15 protein-coding genes and 1 other RNA gene are annotated in these 17,205 nt (G+C 62.2%); 7 read left to right on the top strand and 9 right to left on the bottom strand.

Going from position 1 to position 17,205, the window contains the following annotated elements; genetic code table 11:
• Both ACYCCG_RS23580 and ACYCCG_RS23575 read left to right on the top strand, forming a co-directional pair.
• A partial coding sequence (locus ACYCCG_RS23580) for a structural protein P5 (RefSeq protein ID WP_459671961.1) occupies positions 1 to 359 on the top strand: 359 nt, incomplete at its 5' end.
• Positions 356 to 856 (top strand): DUF2514 domain-containing protein, encoded by a 501-nt coding sequence (locus ACYCCG_RS23575; RefSeq protein ID WP_459671959.1) that lies wholly within the window; start codon positions 356 to 358, stop codon positions 854 to 856. The genes ACYCCG_RS23580 and ACYCCG_RS23575, both read left to right, overlap by 4 nt.
• Before the next feature lie 22 nt (positions 857 to 878).
• Here the strand turns inward: ACYCCG_RS23575 and ACYCCG_RS23570 are convergent, their stop codons facing one another.
• The 6 genes from ACYCCG_RS23570 to ACYCCG_RS23545 all read right to left on the bottom strand — a co-directional run bounded on the left by ACYCCG_RS23570 (position 879) and on the right by ACYCCG_RS23545 (position 8,600).
• A complete protein-coding gene (locus ACYCCG_RS23570; RefSeq protein WP_459671957.1) occupies positions 879 to 1,616 on the bottom strand; it encodes a hypothetical protein in 738 nt (245 codons plus the stop codon).
• Between the two features lie 124 nt (positions 1,617 to 1,740).
• Positions 1,741 to 2,139, bottom strand: a transfer-messenger RNA (tmRNA) gene (gene ssrA / locus ACYCCG_RS23565).
• Positions 2,140 to 2,238: 99 nt separating this feature from the next.
• Positions 2,239 to 2,529: a hypothetical protein gene (locus tag ACYCCG_RS23560; protein ID WP_103469000.1), complete on the bottom strand. Its 291-nt coding sequence runs from the start codon at positions 2,527 to 2,529 to the stop codon at positions 2,239 to 2,241.
• 306 nt (positions 2,530 to 2,835) lie between these two features.
• Complete coding sequence (locus ACYCCG_RS23555; RefSeq protein ID WP_459671955.1) at positions 2,836 to 5,646, bottom strand: FAD-binding and (Fe-S)-binding domain-containing protein; 2,811 nt, start codon at positions 5,644 to 5,646, stop codon at positions 2,836 to 2,838.
• A gap of 75 nt (positions 5,647 to 5,721) precedes the next feature.
• On the bottom strand, positions 5,722 to 6,867 hold the full coding sequence (gene lldD, locus ACYCCG_RS23550; RefSeq protein ID WP_339534277.1) for an FMN-dependent L-lactate dehydrogenase LldD: 1,146 nt from the start codon (positions 6,865 to 6,867) through the stop codon (positions 5,722 to 5,724).
• Between the two features lie 62 nt (positions 6,868 to 6,929).
• Positions 6,930 to 8,600, bottom strand: coding sequence for a lactate permease LctP family transporter (locus ACYCCG_RS23545; protein WP_459671953.1), 1,671 nt, complete (start codon positions 8,598 to 8,600; stop codon positions 6,930 to 6,932).
• Between the two features lie 257 nt (positions 8,601 to 8,857).
• Between ACYCCG_RS23545 and ACYCCG_RS23540 the strand changes: the two genes are divergently transcribed.
• A complete protein-coding gene (locus ACYCCG_RS23540) occupies positions 8,858 to 9,625 on the top strand; it encodes an FCD domain-containing protein (protein WP_021784338.1) in 768 nt (255 codons plus the stop codon).
• Positions 9,626 to 10,255: 630 nt separating this feature from the next.
• Here ACYCCG_RS23540 and smpB read toward each other — a convergent pair.
• Positions 10,256 to 10,738 (bottom strand): SsrA-binding protein SmpB, encoded by a 483-nt coding sequence (gene smpB / locus ACYCCG_RS23535; protein WP_014592415.1) that lies wholly within the window; start codon positions 10,736 to 10,738, stop codon positions 10,256 to 10,258.
• A 163-nt stretch (positions 10,739 to 10,901) separates the two neighbouring features.
• Here smpB and ACYCCG_RS23530 point away from each other — a divergent pair, with 163 nt between their 5' ends.
• Entirely contained in the window at positions 10,902 to 11,336 is a 435-nt protein-coding gene (locus tag ACYCCG_RS23530; RefSeq protein WP_003249916.1) for a type II toxin-antitoxin system RatA family toxin, read from the top strand.
• Between the two features lie 61 nt (positions 11,337 to 11,397).
• Here ACYCCG_RS23530 and ACYCCG_RS23525 read toward each other — a convergent pair whose 3' ends face one another.
• Positions 11,398 to 11,934, bottom strand: coding sequence for an outer membrane protein assembly factor BamE (locus ACYCCG_RS23525; RefSeq protein ID WP_176685384.1), 537 nt, complete (start codon positions 11,932 to 11,934; stop codon positions 11,398 to 11,400).
• 97 nt (positions 11,935 to 12,031) lie between these two features.
• On the opposite strand from ACYCCG_RS23525, the gene fur reads away from it, so the two are divergent.
• On the top strand, positions 12,032 to 12,436 hold the full coding sequence (gene fur, locus ACYCCG_RS23520; RefSeq protein WP_003249922.1) for a ferric iron uptake transcriptional regulator: 405 nt from the start codon (positions 12,032 to 12,034) through the stop codon (positions 12,434 to 12,436).
• Between the two features lie 192 nt (positions 12,437 to 12,628).
• Here fur and recN read toward each other — a convergent pair whose 3' ends face one another.
• Positions 12,629 to 14,302, bottom strand: coding sequence for a DNA repair protein RecN (recN, locus tag ACYCCG_RS23515; protein ID WP_459671950.1), 1,674 nt, complete (start codon positions 14,300 to 14,302; stop codon positions 12,629 to 12,631).
• A gap of 192 nt (positions 14,303 to 14,494) precedes the next feature.
• On the opposite strand from recN, the gene grpE reads away from it, so the two are divergent.
• Together grpE and dnaK are read left to right on the top strand one after the other, a co-directional pair.
• Positions 14,495 to 15,052, top strand: a complete 558-nt coding sequence (gene grpE / locus ACYCCG_RS23510) for a nucleotide exchange factor GrpE (RefSeq protein WP_012053755.1) — start codon at positions 14,495 to 14,497, stop codon at positions 15,050 to 15,052.
• Between the two features lie 101 nt (positions 15,053 to 15,153).
• A complete protein-coding gene (gene dnaK / locus ACYCCG_RS23505) occupies positions 15,154 to 17,079 on the top strand; it encodes a molecular chaperone DnaK (RefSeq protein ID WP_010955366.1) in 1,926 nt (641 codons plus the stop codon).
• The last annotated feature ends 126 nt before the right edge of the window (positions 17,080 to 17,205 follow it).

Genomic DNA, 17,205 nt, shown 5'->3' with positions numbered 1-17,205 from the left:
TTGGCGTGGCCAACCCGCGCTTCGCCCGCTTTGACCAAGCAGAGAACGGAATCCGCGCCTTGGCCAAGCTGCTGCTCAACTATCGGGGCAAAGACGGCATGCCAGGCGTGGGCCGCCCTGGCATCGATACCCCACTGGAGTTCATCAGCCGCTGGGCGCCGGCCAGTGAGAACAACACCTTGGCCTATGCCCAGGCCATCGCGAAGCGCCTCGGCGTAGGCGTTCGTGATTCGATCGACATCTCCAAGCCGCAGGTGCTGCGTGAGGCTGTGGTGGGCATCATCGTCCACGAGAACGGCGGCAACCCCTACAAGGCTGAGGTGATCGACGAGGGCGTACGGCGGGCCCTGGCTTCATGAGCCCATGGGCCGGCGTCGCGGTAGGGCTGGTACTGCTGGTCTCGCATTTGGCGGCCTACGAGCACGGTCGCTCAGTCGAGCTTGCCCAAGCGGGCCAGGCGTCCGCGACGCGCGACAGTGGCGAGCGTCTCGCGGAAGTTATCGGAGAGCGGAGCGCTCGACAGGAAGAACAACGCCGCGCCAACGTGCGCGAGGAGGTGAGAGCAGATGCCTTGGAAGAACGAACGATTGCTGATGCTGGCGCTGCTGACGCCGATGCTGCTGGCCAGCGGCTGCGCAGTGAAGCCTCCCATCTCGCTGCCGCCGTCAGTTGCCCCGGCACGGATACCGCCGCTATCGCCAGAGGCGAGACAGCCACCCGCGCCGCCATGGTGCTCTCCGACCTGCTCGACCGGTCTGTCGCTACGAATCGAGAGCTGGCGCAAGCTTATGACCGCGCCCTCATTGCCGGCCAGCAGTGCGGGCGCGAGTACGATGCCCTGATCCGGCCTCGGTGATGGAACTGCCAGTGAATCAGAGCTACTTGAACCAGGATAGGAGATGAGTGGCGGCGGGCGCTGCAAGGGTGGCTACGGCTTTCGTTTTGATAACAAGCTCTTCGATCTTGGTCATAATGCCTACTGACTTACCCATGATCTCTTCCACTTTATCAAACTCTGCGCCAATCGATTCGCGATTGCGGATCAGCGATCCGGTAAATTGATCCATCGCCGCATGAAGCTTCGCTTCCCCGCCCAATCTGTACTCAAGAAGCGCCTTTCTGAGAGCTTCAAGATGAAGCGTGAACAGTTCTTTCAAACCGGAGCTGATGTCGGAGCCTAGGCATTCTTCCAGCAGTTCGTCCAAAGCCTGGATGAATTCCCGAACATTTTTCATGGCGCCAGGATGCTCGGATGAAAACTCTTGGGAGAGCATGTGATCTACAAAGCCGAGGGCGGTAATAGTGGCAGCATCCATATAGCGTCGATAATTCGACAGCTTTCCAGTCAAGGAATGGTTGTGAAGGAGCTGCTCAATACTGTCGAATGGGGCGAGATAAATTGAAGGATCGCCCTGAACGAAAGATTTTGTCGCCTGGCGAGCTTCATTCGTCAGCTCTATGGCTCGCATGATGCCTTGGACAATTTCCCCACTGTTGGTGGTCTTGCAATCAAAGCATACCGACCACACCTGGGTCATTGGCAGATCGTCAGATTGCTCAAGGATCTTCCGGATCAACTGCAAAAGCTCGCCCGCTGGATTGTTGGCTATATCCATCTCGCTACCTGCGCTCCGTTTCCCATGCTGTCATTAAGCTGGCATTCCCCAGCCAAAACGGCCCATTCAGACACAAAAAAGGCACTTGCGAGATTCGCTAAGTGCCTGATTTGTAAGGATTGTTTGGTGGAGCCGGGGGGATTTGAACCCCCGTCCGCCAGTACTCCGCTGTCGGTACTACATGCTTAGCCGTGTCTACTGATTTAATCCGCAGCCGCCCGACGGGCAGGGTGCTTTGGATGAGTTGTGTAAGTTTTAGTCACTTCGCCCACAACGTGCTACGCGACGATCCTGTTCTGTATGACAATCAGTTCGGGTTTACAGGCATCCCCTAGTGATTGCTGGAGCCGAAGCTACCAGAAGCAACGGGTCAAGAGGACTGCTTACGCAGCCAGCTTGTACTCCGCGCCGTAGTTTTCGTCATTGGCAACTATAAAAGTTGCAACAGTGGATTTACGAGTTCTGTTACCAACTCGGCATGCACCTAGAGTTTCGCTACCGGCGTCGAATCCTAATCGGCCCCACGCTAGCGTTACGCTACCGCACCTTACGGTACGTGAGACGGAGTATACGCCATTGCGCGGGCGACGTCGACAGCCGGTCCAGTCGCCCGCTTTGGGGCTTATGCGCCGCCGTTGCCGCTACTGCTGCCTTTCTCGGTTTTTTCCAGGCGCTCCAGCACTTTGCTAGTAATGGCGATGCACTCCTTGGTGTCGCCCGAGGCCTGGGCGGCCTTGGCTTTGTCGACGTGCTCGGTGATGGCCTTGTCCAGGCCCTCGGAGGTGGCGCCGGCGGTGGCCATGCTGTTGTCGATCTTTTGCAGGTTGGTGGTGCAGAGGTCATCGGCGGCGAACACCGGCGAAGCCAGCAGGGTGGCGGCCGCGAACAGGGCCGAAAGTGCGGTACCTTTCATGGGTGTCTCCTCTGGGGCCTCTGGAAGGTGGGCCTGTAAGGTGGACTGCGGGGGATTGGCGGGGGTTCAATCGGGATGGTGGCGGGCGATATTGAGGTGGGGATGGCACCGGCGTTGCCGGTGTTCGCGGGTGAACCCGCTCCTACGGGGGGGCTGTGTCTGGCGCCCGATGTGTGTCCACCACCGATCTGTGTAGGCGGCTGCGACGGTGGACGGCGGGAGGGGATTGGCCAGCAGGGCCGGCCCTTTCGCGGGTGAACCCGCTCCTACACAGATCCTACAGCGTTCCCCACCTATATCAACGCGTTAGAGGCTGCGTGGTCGGGTGACGCGGTCTACCAGGTAGACCAGGCCGTGGTAGTCGATGCCGCTGTGGCTCGACAGGCCTATCTCGCAGGTGCGGCTGGTGGAAATGCCTTCGCTGCAATACTGCACGGCGTCCTTCAGGCTGCGCAGCGAGTGGGCGTTCAACTCGGGGGTGGTAAAGCCTTTGTCACCGGCAAACCCGCAGCAATGAATACCTTCCGGGATCACCACCTGTTTGCTGCAACGCCGCGCCAGGTCGATCAAGGCCTGGCTTTCGCCCAGGTGCTGGGTGCTGCAGGTCACGTGCACGGCTACCGGTTCGTCCTGGGGGGTAAACTCCAGTCGGTCGAGCAGGTGGGTGCGGATGAAGCGCACGGGGTCGTACAGGTCCAGCCGGGTTTCGCCCAGGTCCTGCACCAGGCGCAGGGTGCAGGGGCTGGTGTCGCAATAGATCGGGTCGAGGCCACCGCGGCTGGCGTGCAGCAGGGCGGTGATCAGCTCCTGGCGTTTGTGTTCGGCCTGCTCGGGGTAGCCTTTGGAGGCGAACGGTTGGCCGCAGCACAGGCTGTCGGCGTTGTCGGGGAACACCACCTGGTAACCGGCCTTTTCCAGCAGGGCGCGGGTTTTGTCCAGCAGCGAGCTTTGCTCGCGGTCGGCATAGGCCGGGCCCATTACCCGGGAGACGCAGGCGGCCAGGTACACCACGCGGGGGCGGGCGTCGTTGCTGGTGGCGCCAAAAGCCGGCGGGCGCAGCGGTTGCGGCATGGCCGGGGTCCATTGGGGCAGGCGGCCTTTGCTGGCTTTGCTCAGCGAGGCGCTCAGGCGGCCCAGGCGCGGGGCGCCTAGCAATTTGCGTGCGGTGTTGGCGGCGGTCAGGGTCAGGCGTGCACCGCTTAGGGCGGTGTGGAAATGCTCGGCTAGCCAGTCGGCGGTTTTAGCGTGGTCGGCGGCCTGGCTGCGCAGTTTCTTCACCAGCTCGCCGGTGTTGATGCCGACCGGGCAGCGCTGGGCGCACAGGCCGGTAGCGGCGCAGGTGTCGATGCCCTGGTACTGGTAGCTTTGCATCAGTGCGCGGGTATCGATGCCGGCGCGCTGCTTGGCCTGGATGTCACGCCACATGACGATGCGCTGGCGCGGGCTGAGGGTCAGGCCCTTGGACGGGCACACCGGTTCGCAGAAGCCGCACTCGATGCACTTGTCGACGATTTCGTCGGCGGCAGGCAGCGGCTTGAGGTTTTTCAGGTGGATATCCGGGTCGTCGCTCAACACCACGTCGGGGTTGAGGATGCCGTTGGGGTCGAGCAGGCGCTTGAGCTTCCACATCAGCTGGTAGGCGTCGTGCCCCCACTCCAGCTCCACGAAAGGCGCCATGTTGCGCCCGGTGCCGTGCTCGGCCTTGAGCGAGCCGCCAAACTCCACCGCCACCAGTTGCGCCACGTCGTCCATGAACGCCTGGTATCGTGCGACTTCTTCGGCGCTGTTGAACCCCTGGGTAAAGACGAAGTGCAGGTTGCCTTCCAGCGCGTGGCCGAAAATGATCGCTTCGTCATAGTGATGCTTGTCGAACAGCTGGATCAGGCGGTTGACGCCTTCGGCCAGTTGCTCGACGGGGAAGGTCACGTCTTCGATGATGACCGTGGTGCCGGTCTGGCGCACGGCACCGACGGCGGGGAAGGTGTCCTTGCGGATTTTCCACAGCTGGTTGTACACGGCCGGGTCTTCGCTGAAGTCCACTTGCTGTTCCAGTGGGAAGTCGGCGATCGAGGCCATGATCTGCTGCAGTTGCTCGTGCAGCAGGCTCTGGCTGGCGGCGCGGGATTCGATCAGCAGGGCGCAGGCATTGTCCGACAGGCCTTTTACCCACAGCGGCATGCCTGGCATGTTCTGCACCGAGCGCAGGCTGCGGCGGTCGAGCAGTTCCACGGCAGAGACCGGCTGCTGCTTGAGCACGGGTACCGCGCGGCAGCAGCTTTCGACGCTGGGGAACACCAGCAGGGCGCTGGCCTTGTGCGGGTGGTCGGGCACGGTGTCGTACGTGACGGCGCTGATGAAGCCCAGGGTGCCTTCGGAGCCGACCAGCAGGTGCTGCAAAATGTCCAGCGGCTGGTCGTAGTCCACCAGTGCGTTCAGTGACAGGCCGGTGGTGTTCTTCAGCCGGTATTTGTGCCGGATGCGGTCGGCCAGCGCGGTGTTGGCGCGGGTTTCGCGGCCCAGGCGGGCCAGTGCTTCCAGCAGCTCGGCGTGGCTGCTTTCGAAGGCGGCGACGCTGGCCGGGTCTTCGCTGTCCAGGCGGGTGCCGTCGGCCAGCACCAGGCGCAGGCCCGCCAGGGTGTGGTAGGTGTTCTGCGCGGTGCCGCAGCACATGCCACTGGCGTTGTTGGCGACGATGCCGCCGATCTTGCAGGCGTTGATCGAGGCCGGGTCGGGGCCGATCTTGCGCCCGAAGGGGGCCAACCAGGCGTTGGCCTGGGCGCCGATCACGCCGGGTTGCAGGCGAATCTGCTCGCCCTGGCGTCGGATTTCGCGGCCGTTCCAGTTATCGCCGAGCACGATCAGCACCGAATCGCTGATGGCCTGGCCAGACAGGCTGGTGCCGGCAGCGCGGAAGGTGACCGGCACCCGCTCGCGCTGGGCCAGTTTGATCAGGCCGACCACTTCGTCCTCGGACTCGACGCGCACCACCAGCTTGGGGATCAAGCGGTAGAAGCTGGCGTCGGTGCCGAAGGCCAGGGTGGAGGTGGGGTCGTCGAAGCGGCGTTCGGCGGGGATCAGGCGCTCGGCATCACGCAGGAACGCGGCGGGCAGGCTCATGCAGTCTCCTCGCGGGGCTGTGGCGTCTGTGCGCTACATGCCCCGGGTCATTCAGGCGGTGGTTCTTGCAGGCGTTCAGGCGCCCAGTTCGCGTACCAGCGAGTCGCGGGTGATCTCGCTGATCGACTTGGCACCGGTCAGCACCATGGCCACGCGCATTTCCTTTTCGAACAGCTCGAGCAGGTTTTTCACGCCGGCCTGGCCATGCACGGCAAGGGCGTAGAGGAAGGCGCGGCCGATCAGTACGGTGTCGGCACCCAGGGCGATCATGCGCACCACGTCCAGGCCACTGCGAATGCCCGAGTCGGCCAGGATCTTCAGGTCGCCTTTGACCGCGTCGGCAATTGCCGGCAGGGCACGGGCGCTGGACAGCACGCCGTCGAGCTGGCGGCCGCCGTGGTTGGACACCACGATACCGTCGGCACCGAACTTGACCGCATCGCGAGCGTCATCGGCATCGAGAATGCCCTTGATGATCATCGGGCCGTCCCAGAACTCACGGATCCACTCCAGGTCTTTCCAGGAAATGGACGGGTCGAAGTTGTTGCCCAGCCAGCCGATGTAGTCGGCAAGGCCGGTGGGGTTGCCACGGTATTTGGAGATGTTGCCCAGGTCATGCGGGCGGCCCATCACGCCCACATCCCATGCCCACTCGGGGTGGGTCATGGCTTGCAGCACGCGGCGCAGCGGGCCGTTCCTGCCGCTCATGCCAGAGTGGGCGTCGCGGTAGCGGGCACCGGGTACGGGCATGTCCACGGTGAACACCAGGGTCTTCACGCCGGCGGCCTTGGCGCGCTCCAGGGCATTGCGCATGAAGCCGCGGTCCTTGAGCACATACAGCTGGAACCACATCGGCCGGTCGATGGCTGGCGCCACTTCTTCGATCGGGCACACCGACACGGTCGACATGGTGAACGGGATGCCATGGGCGGCGGCCGCGCGTGCGGCCTGCACTTCGCCACGGCGGGCGTACATGCCGGTGAGGCCGACCGGGGCCAGGGCCACCGGCATGCTCAGGGTTTCGTCGAACAGCTTGGTTTCCAGGCTGAGCTCGGACATGTTGTTCAACACGCGCTGGCGCAGGGCGATGCCGGCCAGGTCCGACACGTTGTGGCGCAGGGTGTGCTCGGCGTAGGCGCCGCCGTCAGCGTAGTGGAACAGGAAGGGGGGCAGCTTGCGTTGGGCCGCGGCGCGATAGTCGGTAGAGGCAGAAATGATCATGGATTCTCGCAGCGTTGCTTGTGGGTGTGCCGGGCGCGCGACGGCGCCCGGCCCCTTTCACTTTAGTGATGAACCAGCATGCCGGTCAGCCAGTAAGCCTGGACCAGGGTGATCAGGCCGACGATGGTGGCGAAGAACAGGCTGTGCTTGACGGTGAAGCGGAACAGGTCGGATTCCTTGCCGACCAGGCCGGTAGCGGCGCAGGCCACGGCGATCGATTGCGGCGAGATCATCTTGCCGGTTACGCCACCGCTGGTGTTGGCCGCCACCAGCAGGGTGTCGTTGACCCCGATCTGGTGCGCGGTGGTGGCCTGCAGCGAGCTGAACAGGGCGTTGGACGAGGTGTCCGAGCCGGTCAGGAACACGCCCAGCCAGCCGAGGAACGGCGAGAAGAACGGGAACGCGGCGCCGGTACCGGCCAGCACCAGGGCCATGGTCGAGGACATGCCCGAGTAGTTGGTGACGAAGGCGAAGGCCAACACCATGCCGATCGACAGAATCGGCCAGCGCAGTTCCCAGAAGGTTTCTTTGAAAGTGGTAAGACCAGTTTTGAAGTTGATCTTCAGCACTGCCATCGAGATCAGCGCCGAGAGGAAGATCGCGGTGCCGGTGGCGGAGATCGGGTCGAGCTTGAACACCGCTGGCATGGCGGTCGGCGCGGCAACGATCGGTGCGGTCTTGACCACCAGTTGGTCGAGGTGCGGGATGGCGAAGTTGAAGACGAAGTTGTACATCGCACCGCCCGGCGCGAAAGCCGCCTTGAACGGCTTCAGGGTCCAGATGGTGACCAGCACGGTGAGGATCAGGAACGGCGACCAGGCCTTGAAGATCTCGCCAAAGCTGTACGGGCTAGGCTGGCTGCCGCTTGGCTGCACAACGGCTGCGCCGACACTGCCTTTGGCCTCGCTGAACGCACGCTTGGGCTGCCAGACTTTAAGGAACAGGGTGAGGCAGATCAGGCTGGCCAGGGCCGAGGTGATGTCTGGCAGTTCCGGGCCGATGAAGTTCGAGGTGAAGTACTGGGTGACGGCAAAGCTCAGGCCGGCGACCAGGGCGGCAGGCCAGGTTTCCTTCACGCCACGCAGGCCGTCCATCATGAACACCAGCCAGAACGGCACGAACAGCGACAGCAGCGGCAGCTGGCGGCCGGTCATGGCGCCGATGTGGAAGGCGTCGATACCGGTGACCTGGCCGGCCACGATGATCGGGATGCCCAGGGCGCCGAAGGCCACTGGCGCGGTGTTGGCGATCAGGCACAGGCCGGCAGCGTACAGCGGGTTGAAGCCCAGGCCCACCAGCAGTGCGGCAGTGATGGCCACCGGTGCGCCAAAGCCCGCCGCACCTTCGAGGAAGGCGCCGAAGCAGAAGCCGATCAACAGCACTTGCAGGCGCTGGTCGTCGGTAATCGACAGCACCGAACTGCGGATCACTTCGAACTGGCCGCTCTTGACCGTGAGTTTGTACAGGAACACCGCGGCAACGATGATCCAGGCAATTGGCCAGAGGCCGTAGAGGAAGCCGTAACCCGCGGCGGCGAGGGCCATGTCGACAGGCATCTGGAAGGCGAAGATCGCCACCAGAATCGACAGCGCGAGGGTGATACTGCCCGCTACGTGGCCCTTGAGGCGGAACACGGCGAGGGCCAGGAAGAAGAACACGATAGGGATGACCGCCGCCAGTGCGGACAGGCCGAGACTACCAAGCGGGGTATAGAGTTGTTGCCAGGTTTGCATATGGGGTGGCCCCTAATTGTTGTTGGTCAGGCACTGGCATTGGATAATTGGTAAGACCAATTTACAATGGCTGGACGCTAGGTTAAAAGCGCTGTCGTGGGTGTGTCAATTTGTCCTGTGCAAAACTTTGGTCGTGTACCGATGAGCGGGCATCTGATGTGGTGGGAAAATCGCGGCTTGATGGGTGTTTGCGTGGCCTGGATCGGCGAGAATAGGCACCCCCTGACATTTGCCCGGGGGTTTGTGGAGAGCATGTGATGGTTTTTGATCAGGTACGCCAGCGGCGCCTGTCCGACGACATTGTCGATCGGCTGGAAGGGATGATTCTGGAAGGCACGCTGACCTCGGGGCAGCGGCTGCCGGCCGAGCGCGTCCTGGCCGAGCAGTTTGGTGTGTCCCGCCCGTCACTGCGTGAGGCGATCCAGAAGCTGGTGGCCAAGGGGCTGTTGGTCAGCCGTCAGGGCGGGGGCAATTTTGTGGCGGAGTCGTTGGGGTCCACCTTCAGCGACCCGTTGCTGCAGTTGCTCGAACACAGTGCCGAAGCGCAGCGTGACCTGCTCGAGTTCCGCCATACCCTGGAGGCGTCCTGTGCCTATTACGCTGCCCAGCGTGCCACCGAGCCGGACCGGGCGCGCTTGAAGGCGGCCTTCGATACGCTGCAGGACTGCTATGCCAGGTTCGACGAGGTAACCCGTGCGGAGGAGGGCGCGGCTGATGCGCGCTTCCACCTGGCGATCGCCGAGGCCAGCCATAACGCGGTGTTGCTGCACACCATCCGGGGGTTGTTCGACCTGCTCAAGCGCAACGTGGTGACCAACATCGGCGGCATGTACCAGCAGCGCACCGAAACCCGGGACATGCTGATCAGTCAGCACCGGGAGCTGTACCTGGCGATTGTCGAGGGCAGGGCGGAGGATGCGCGGGAGGTGTCCAGCCGGCACATTTTGTATGTGCAGGAGGTGCTGGAAGAGGCGCACGAAGAAGCGCAGCGGGTGGCGCGGGCGGAGCGGCGCAGCGGGCGCTGAGACTTTTATGGGCAGTACCTGCCTCTTCGCGGGCAAGCCCGCTCCCACAGGATAAGCGCCTGGCTTGAGTCTGGTGCCCTTCCTGTGGGAACGGGCGTGCCCGCGAAGAGGCCGCACACAGGATAAGCGCCTAGCTTGAGACTGGTGCCCTTCCTGTGGGAGCGGGCGTGCCCGCGAAGAGGCTGCACACAGGATAAGCGCCTGGCTTGAGTCTGGTGCCCTTCCTGTGGGAGCGGGCGTGCCCGCGAAGAGGCTGCACACAGGATAAGCGCCTGGCTTGAGTCTGGTGCCCTTTCTGTGGGAGCGGGCGTGCCCGCGAAGAGGCCGCACACAGGATAAGCGCCGGGCTTGAGTCTGGTGCCCTTCCTGTGGGAGCGGGCGTGCCCGCGAAGAGGCCGCACACAGGATAAGCGCCGGGCTTGAGACTGGTGCCCTTCCTGTGGGAGCGGGCGTGCCCGCGAAGAGGCCGCACACAGGATAAGCGCCGGGCTTGAGACTGGTGCCCTTCCTGTGGGAGCGGGCGTGCCCGCGAAGAGGCTGCTCCACAGGATAGGCGCCGGGTTTGAATCTGGTGCCCTTCCTGTGGGAGCGGGTTTACCCGCGAAGAGGCCGGAACAGGCTAAAGACCAATTAGTCTTCCTTGCCCTTGTTCCGCACAGCCCGCTGCAGCTCGCGGTTGGAGTCGCGCTCGCGCATGGTGTCGCGCTTGTCGAATTCCTTCTTACCCTTGCCCAGTGCGATTTCGCACTTGATCAGGTGCTTGCTCCAGTACAGCGCCAAAGCCACGCAGGTGTAGCCTTTTTGCGCCACAGCCGCTTCCACGCGCTCTAGCTCGCGCTTGTTCAGCAGCAGCTTGCGGGTGCGTGTAGGGTCGGCGATGACGTGGGTGCTGGCCGTGGTCAGCGGGGTGATGTGGCTGCCGAACAGCCAGGCCTCACCGTCCTTGAGCAGCACGTAGCTGTCAGTCAGGTGCGCCTTGCCGGCTCGCAGGCTTTTTACTTCCCAGCCGGACAGGACCAGCCCGGCCTCGAACTTGTGTTCGATGAAGTAATCGTGTCGCGCTTTCTTGTTTTGCGCGATGGTCCCGGTCGGATGTTTTTTTTGCTTAGCCATAGGGGCGGCATTATAGGCAAGTCCGCGCGTCGTCCGCTATGGGATTTCGGTGTGCTTGAGCCACTGGAATGAATACCGGACAATACAAACCCTGTCATACGCACAGAACCTGTTTTCGGCACGCTGCGAAGCGTCGCCACCCAGCCTTGGAAGTGACGCCTGGATGACTACCCATATTCAACGCTCCGCCCTGCTGCCATACCCCGCCCAGGCGCTTTACGATCTGGTCAACGATGTAGCCAGCTACCCTGAGTTTTTGCCGTGGTGCTCGGCCTCGACGGTGATCGAAACCAGCGATACACACATGCGTGCCAAGCTCGAAGTGGCCAAGGGTGGCATGAGCCAGCACTTCGTTACGCGTAACGTGCTGGTGCCGGGGCAGTCCATCGAGATGAATCTCGAAGAAGGGCCATTCACCCAGCTGCATGGTGTTTGGGTGTTCAAGCCACTGGGTGAAAAGGCCTGCAAGATCAGCCTGGACCTGTCCTTCGATTACGCCGGGCCGATTGTGCGTGCCACGTTGGGCCCGCTATTCAATCAGGCGGCCAACACGCTGGTCGATGCGTTCTGCCAGCGTGCCAAGCAACTGAATGCCTGACTGAACGGGCGGCAATAAAAAGCCCGGAACACGTCCGGGCTTTTTTGCACCTGCTTCCCGGCTACCGGGTTTCCAGCGGTGCGGGGGTCGGGACCGGGGTGGTCTCGATGGTGTCGATCTCGCGCTGGATGGCCTCTTCGGTCGAACCTGGCTTGGCCGGTTTTTCTTCAGGCTGCGCTGCCGGCTGCTCGGTCTGGCCTGGCTCGGTGGCCGGGCTGATGGTGGTGTCGCTGCTGCCACCGAGGATTTCCTGATCGCGGCTGACGCCTGGCATGAAGTCGCCAGACAGGCTGACCAGTTGATCGCTTTCGTTGAAAAATACACTCATGCGTTCTTGCTGGCGCTTACCGCCACCAGGCTGCAGGCTGTACAGGTAATCCCAGCGATTGGTGTTGAAGGTATCCTGAATCAGCGGGTTGCCCATGATAAACCTTACTTGCCGGCGGGTCATTCCCGGGCGTAATTGGTCTATCATGTCTTGCGTGACGACATTGCCCTGCTGGATGTCGATTTTGTAAACCCCGGGAAACGAGCAACCGGCGAGTGCGAGCAGTCCCACTAGGGTGAGGCTGGTTAGCAAGAGCTTGGTGTTTTGCATCGGTGGGCGACTTCCACTATCTTGGCTGGACAACGTAAACCCCGATCATACCCGTATTAAGAGAAGCTGCGAAGCAGCATCGGCGAGAAAGCTGACCATGGTTGAAAATAGCGAATTGCGCAAAGCCGGTCTCAAGGTGACCCTGCCTCGAGTCAAGATCCTTCAGATGCTCGACTCTACCGAGCAGCGTCACATGAGTGCAGAGGATGTCTACAAGGCGCTGATGGAGGCTGGCGAGGATGTAGGCCTGGCCACCGTCTATCGCGTGCTGACCCAGTTCGAGGCGGCGGGTCTGGTGGTTCGCCACAACTTCGACGGCGGTCATGCAGTGTTCGAGCTGGCCGACGGCGGTCACCACGACCACATGGTGAACGTGGATACCAGTGAAGTCATCGAATTCATGGATGCTGAAATCGAGAAGCGCCAGCGCGAAATCGTGGCCGAGCATGGCTTCGAGCTGGTGGACCACAATCTGGTCCTGTATGTGCGTAAGAAGAAGTAACGATTTTTCGTTATGGATGGCAAAGGCGACCTTCGGGTCGCCTTTGTGCTTTCTGGGATTGAACGATGTGTTGTCTGTGCCGGCCTCTTCGCGGGCGCGCCCGCTCCCACAGGTCCAACACCTCAGGTTTCAGATCCTGTGATCACCCTGTGGGAGCGGGCGTGCCCGCGAATCGTCCTGGAAAAGCAAGGCTCAGGCCTTGCCGCTCACCACCATCTTGCGCGCATGCGCCAAAGATTCCTTGGTCAGGTCGATCCCGCCGAGCATCCGCGCCACTTCTTCCACGCGCTCACGCTTGCCAAGGCTAGCCACGGCGGTGTGGGTGGTGTCGCTGTTGCGCACCTTGTGCACGAACAGATGGTGATGCCCCTGCGCCGCCACCTGCGGCAGGTGGGTCACGGTCAGTACCTGGCCGCGTTCGCCCAGGCGCCGCAGCAATTGGCCGACGATTTCTGCCGTTGGCCCGCCAATACCCACGTCGACTTCGTCGAACACCAGGGTAGGAATGCGCGAGGTCTGCGCCGTGATCACCTGGATCGCCAGGCTGATACGTGACAGTTCACCGCCCGACGCCACCTTCGCCAGGCCCTTGAGTGGCTGGCCAGGGTTGGCGCTGACCAGCAGTTCGATCTGCTCCAGGCCATGGGGTGACAGGTCTGTGCCTTCGTTGGGTGTCAGCTCTATGCAGAAGCGCCCGCCAGGCATGCCCAGGCGCTGGATTTCCTGCTCCACCGCACCCGCCAGCTGCTGCGCCGCTTGCTGGCGCAGGCCGCTGAGCTCACGGGCTTTCTCTTTATAGTGCTGGGCAAAGGCGGCAAGCTCTTCGCCCAGCCGCTCGATCGACTCGTCGCTGGCGTTAAGGCCTTCCAGCTCTTCCATCTGCTGCTGTTGCAGGTGGGGCAGTTCGGTGGGGTGCACCCGGTGTTTGCGCGCCAGGGTATAGATGGTGTCCAGGCGCTCTTCCAGGGCTTGCAGGCGCATCGGGTCGGCGTCGAAGTTGTCGAGGAAGCGGTTGAGCTCGCCCATGGCTTCTTCGACCTGGATCTGCGCGCTGGCAATCAGGTTGGCCGCTTCGCTCAGTGCCTTGGGCGAGTTGGTGGCGGCACCCAGGCGGTTGAGGCTGGAGGTGAGGGCGCTGAGCACATTGCCCGAATCGCTCTCGCTGCACTGGTCGATGACCTGGCGGCAGATGCCGAACAGGGCTTCGGCGCTGGTCAGGTTCTTGTGTTCCTGTTCCAGTTGCTCCAGTTCGTGCTCGCCCAGGCCGAGGTTGTCCAGTTCTTCCAGCTGGTAACTGAGCAACTGGTGGCGGGCGCGCTGCTCGTCGCCCGAGTTGGACAGGCGCTCCAGCTCCAGGCGGGTCTGGTTCCAGCGCTTGGCTGCAAGCTGTACCTGGCGGGCCAGGTCGACGGCACCGGCATACTCGTCAAGCAGGCGACGATGGGTGTCGGTCTTGAGCAGGGACTGGTGCTCGTGCTGGCTGTGGATATCGATCAGCAGTTCGCCCAGCGCCTTGAGGTCGCCGAGCGGGCAGGGCGTGCCGTTGATGTAGCCGCGGCTGCGGCCTTCGGCGGTGATCACCCGGCGCAAGATGCACAGGCCTTCGTTGTTCAGGTCGCGCTCGGCCAGCCAGGTATGCGCTTCGGGAATGTCCACCAGGTCGAAGGTGGCCAGGATGTCTGCCTTGTCGGTGCCGGGGCGCACCACGCCGCTGTCGGCACGGTCGCCCAAGGCCAGGCCGAGGGCGTCGAGCATGATCGATTTGCCGGCACCGGTCTCGCCGGTGATGACGGACATGCCACGGGCGATTTCGAGGTCGAGGTGCTCGACGATGGCGTAGTTGTGAATGGACAGGTGCACCAGCATGGGGGTGGCTCCCGAAAGTCAGGTCTGGTTATTTATACAGTACTTTTTTCAGGCCTGCCAATGCCCCTTCGCAGATTCTGTTGCAGCCTTGAAAACCACCTTGCCCCTTGAACCTGGTTTTTCCGGCCCCATATAGCCGTCATCCAAGGCGAGCCTGGCTCGCAGTCCACAAAATTGCGCAGGAGAGACCCCATGGCTGATGAGCAGCTGAACGAGAAAGACCTTAACGTGGAAGAAACCGGTGCAGGCAATGCAGCTGATACCCGTGTTCTGGAGCTCGAGGAACAGCTGGCCGCAGCCAAGGACCAGGCGCTGCGCGCCGTTGCCGACCTGCAGAACGTACGCCGTCGTGCCGAGCAGGACGTGGAAAAAGCCCACAAGTTCGCCCTGGAGAAGTTCTCCAGCGACTTGCTGCCGGTGATCGACAGCCTGGAGCTGGCCCTGGCTCACTCCAGTGCCGAGGATGAGCACGTCAAGCAGATCCGCGAAGGTGTCGAGCTGACCCTGAAGATGTTCCAGGACACGCTCAAGCGCTACAACCTTGAAGCGGTCGACCCGCACGGCCAGCCGTTCAACCCTGAGCACCACCAGGCCATGGCCATGCAGGAAAACGCCGAGGTCGAGCCAAACAGCGTGCTGAACGTGTTCCAGAAGGGTTACCTGCTGAACGGCCGCCTGCTGCGCCCCGCCATGGTGGTGGTCAGCAAGGCGCCGAGCGCGGCGCAACCCTCGATCAATGAAAAGGCTTGAAATCCTTCCGGGCATCCCCATCTAGGTGTCAAGCCTTCAAGTATTACCGCAGTTGGCCAAAGTAGTCGCTGCTACCAAATTCAAGTTTCGGGAGAGTTAACATGGGCAAAATCATCGGTATCGACCTGGGGACCACCAACTCGTGCGTCTCCATTCTGGAAAACGGTAACGTCAAAGTCATCGAAAACGCCGAAGGTGCGCGTACTACCCCTTCGATCGTGGCCTACGCCAACGATGGCGAAATCCTGGTTGGCCAGTCGGCCAAGCGCCAGGCCGTCACCAACCCACACAACACCCTGTTCGCAGTGAAGCGCCTGATTGGCCGCCGCTTCGAAGAAGATGTCGTGCAGAAAGACATCAAGCTGGTGCCGTACAAGATCGTCAAGGCGAACAACGGTGACGCCTGGGTCGAGGCTGCTGGCAAGGAAATGGCTCCGCCGCAGATCAGCGCCGAAGTCCTGAAGAAAATGAAGAAGACCGCCGAAGACTACCTCGGCGAGCCAGTCACCGAAGCGGTCATCACCGTTCCGGCCTACTTCAACGACAGCCAGCGTCAGGCGACCAAAGACGCCGGCCGCATCGCTGGCCTGGACGTAAAACGCATTATCAACGAGCCGACTGCCGCTGCGCTGGCCTACGGTATGGACAAGGCCAAGGGCGACCACACCGTCATCGTTTATGACCTGGGTGGTGGTACCTTCGACGTTTCGGTCATCGAAATCGCCGAAGTCGACGGTGAGCACCAGTTCGAAGTACTGGCTACCAACGGCGACACCTTCCTGGGTGGTGAAGACTTCGACATGCGCCTGATCGACTACCTTGTCGACGAGTTCAAGAAAGAGTCGGGCATGGACCTGAAGAACGATCCTCTGGCCCTGCAGCGCCTGAAAGAAGCCGCAGAAAAGGCCAAGATCGAGCTGTCGTCCGCTCAGTCGACCGACGTCAACCTGCCGTACATCACTGCAGATGCCACCGGTCCTAAGCACCTGAATGTGAAGATCTCCCGCGCCAAGCTGGAGTCGCTGGTCGAAGACCTGGTCAAACGTACCATCGAGCCTTGCCGCATCGCCCTGAAAGACGCCGGCATCGACGCCAGCAAGATCGACGACGTGATCCTGGTCGGCGGTCAGACCCGCATGCCGCTGGTGCAGAAAGAAGTGGCCGACTTCTTCGGTAAGGAAGCGCGCAAGGACGTGAACCCGGACGAAGCGGTTGCCATGGGTGCTGCCATCCAGGGTGCGGTACTGGCCGGTGACGTGAAAGACGTACTGCTGCTGGACGTCAGCCCGCTGACCCTGGGTATCGAAACCATGGGCGGCGTGATGACCGCGCTGATCGAGAAGAACACCACCATCCCGACCAAGAAGTCGCAGGTGTTCTCGACTGCCGACGACAACCAGAGCGCCGTGACCATTCACGTGCTGCAGGGTGAGCGTAAGCAGGCTGCGCAGAACAAGTCGCTGGGCAAGTTCGACCTGGCTGACATTCCGCCAGCACCGCGTGGCGTGCCGCAAATCGAAGTGACCTTCGACATCGACGCCAACGGCATTCTGCACGTAGGTGCGAAAGACAAGGCCACCGGCAAGACTCAGTCGATCGTGATCAAGGCCAACTCCGGCCTGTCGGACGAAGAAATCGAGCGCATGGTGCGTGACGCCGAGGCCAACGCCGAGGAAGACCGCAAGTTCGAAGAGCTGGCCGCTGCCCGTAACCAGGGTGACGCGCTGGTGCACTCGACCCGCAAGATGGTCGCTGACGCAGGTGACAAGGTTACCGCTGAAGAGAAAACCGCCATCGAGGCCGCCGTTGTTGCCCTGGAAGCCGCTGTCAAAGGCGACGACAAGGCTGCCATCGACGCCAAGGTTGAAGAGCTGTCCAAGGTCTCTGCCCCGGTTGCCCAGAAGATGTACGCCGAGCAGTCGGCTGAACAGCCTCAGGGTGGCGCGCAGCAGGCCGAGCCGGAAGCCAAGCACGATGACGTGGTTGACGCCGAGTTCGAAGAAGTGAAAGACAACAACAAGCAGTAATCCCTGCATGTTGTCGGCCAGTTCACCGTCGTTTGCCGGTGAGCTGGTAGGATGTCGCCGCGCGGGGGCTTGCTCCCGCGTTGGCGTATCTGGAATTCGAGAATTTTTACAGCATCTGTCAGTGGC

The organism is Pseudomonas sp. VEM90, from assembly GCF_054611535.1.
The sequence above is the reverse complement of the archived record's forward strand: the minus strand, read 5'-3'. Positions and strand labels throughout refer to the sequence as shown.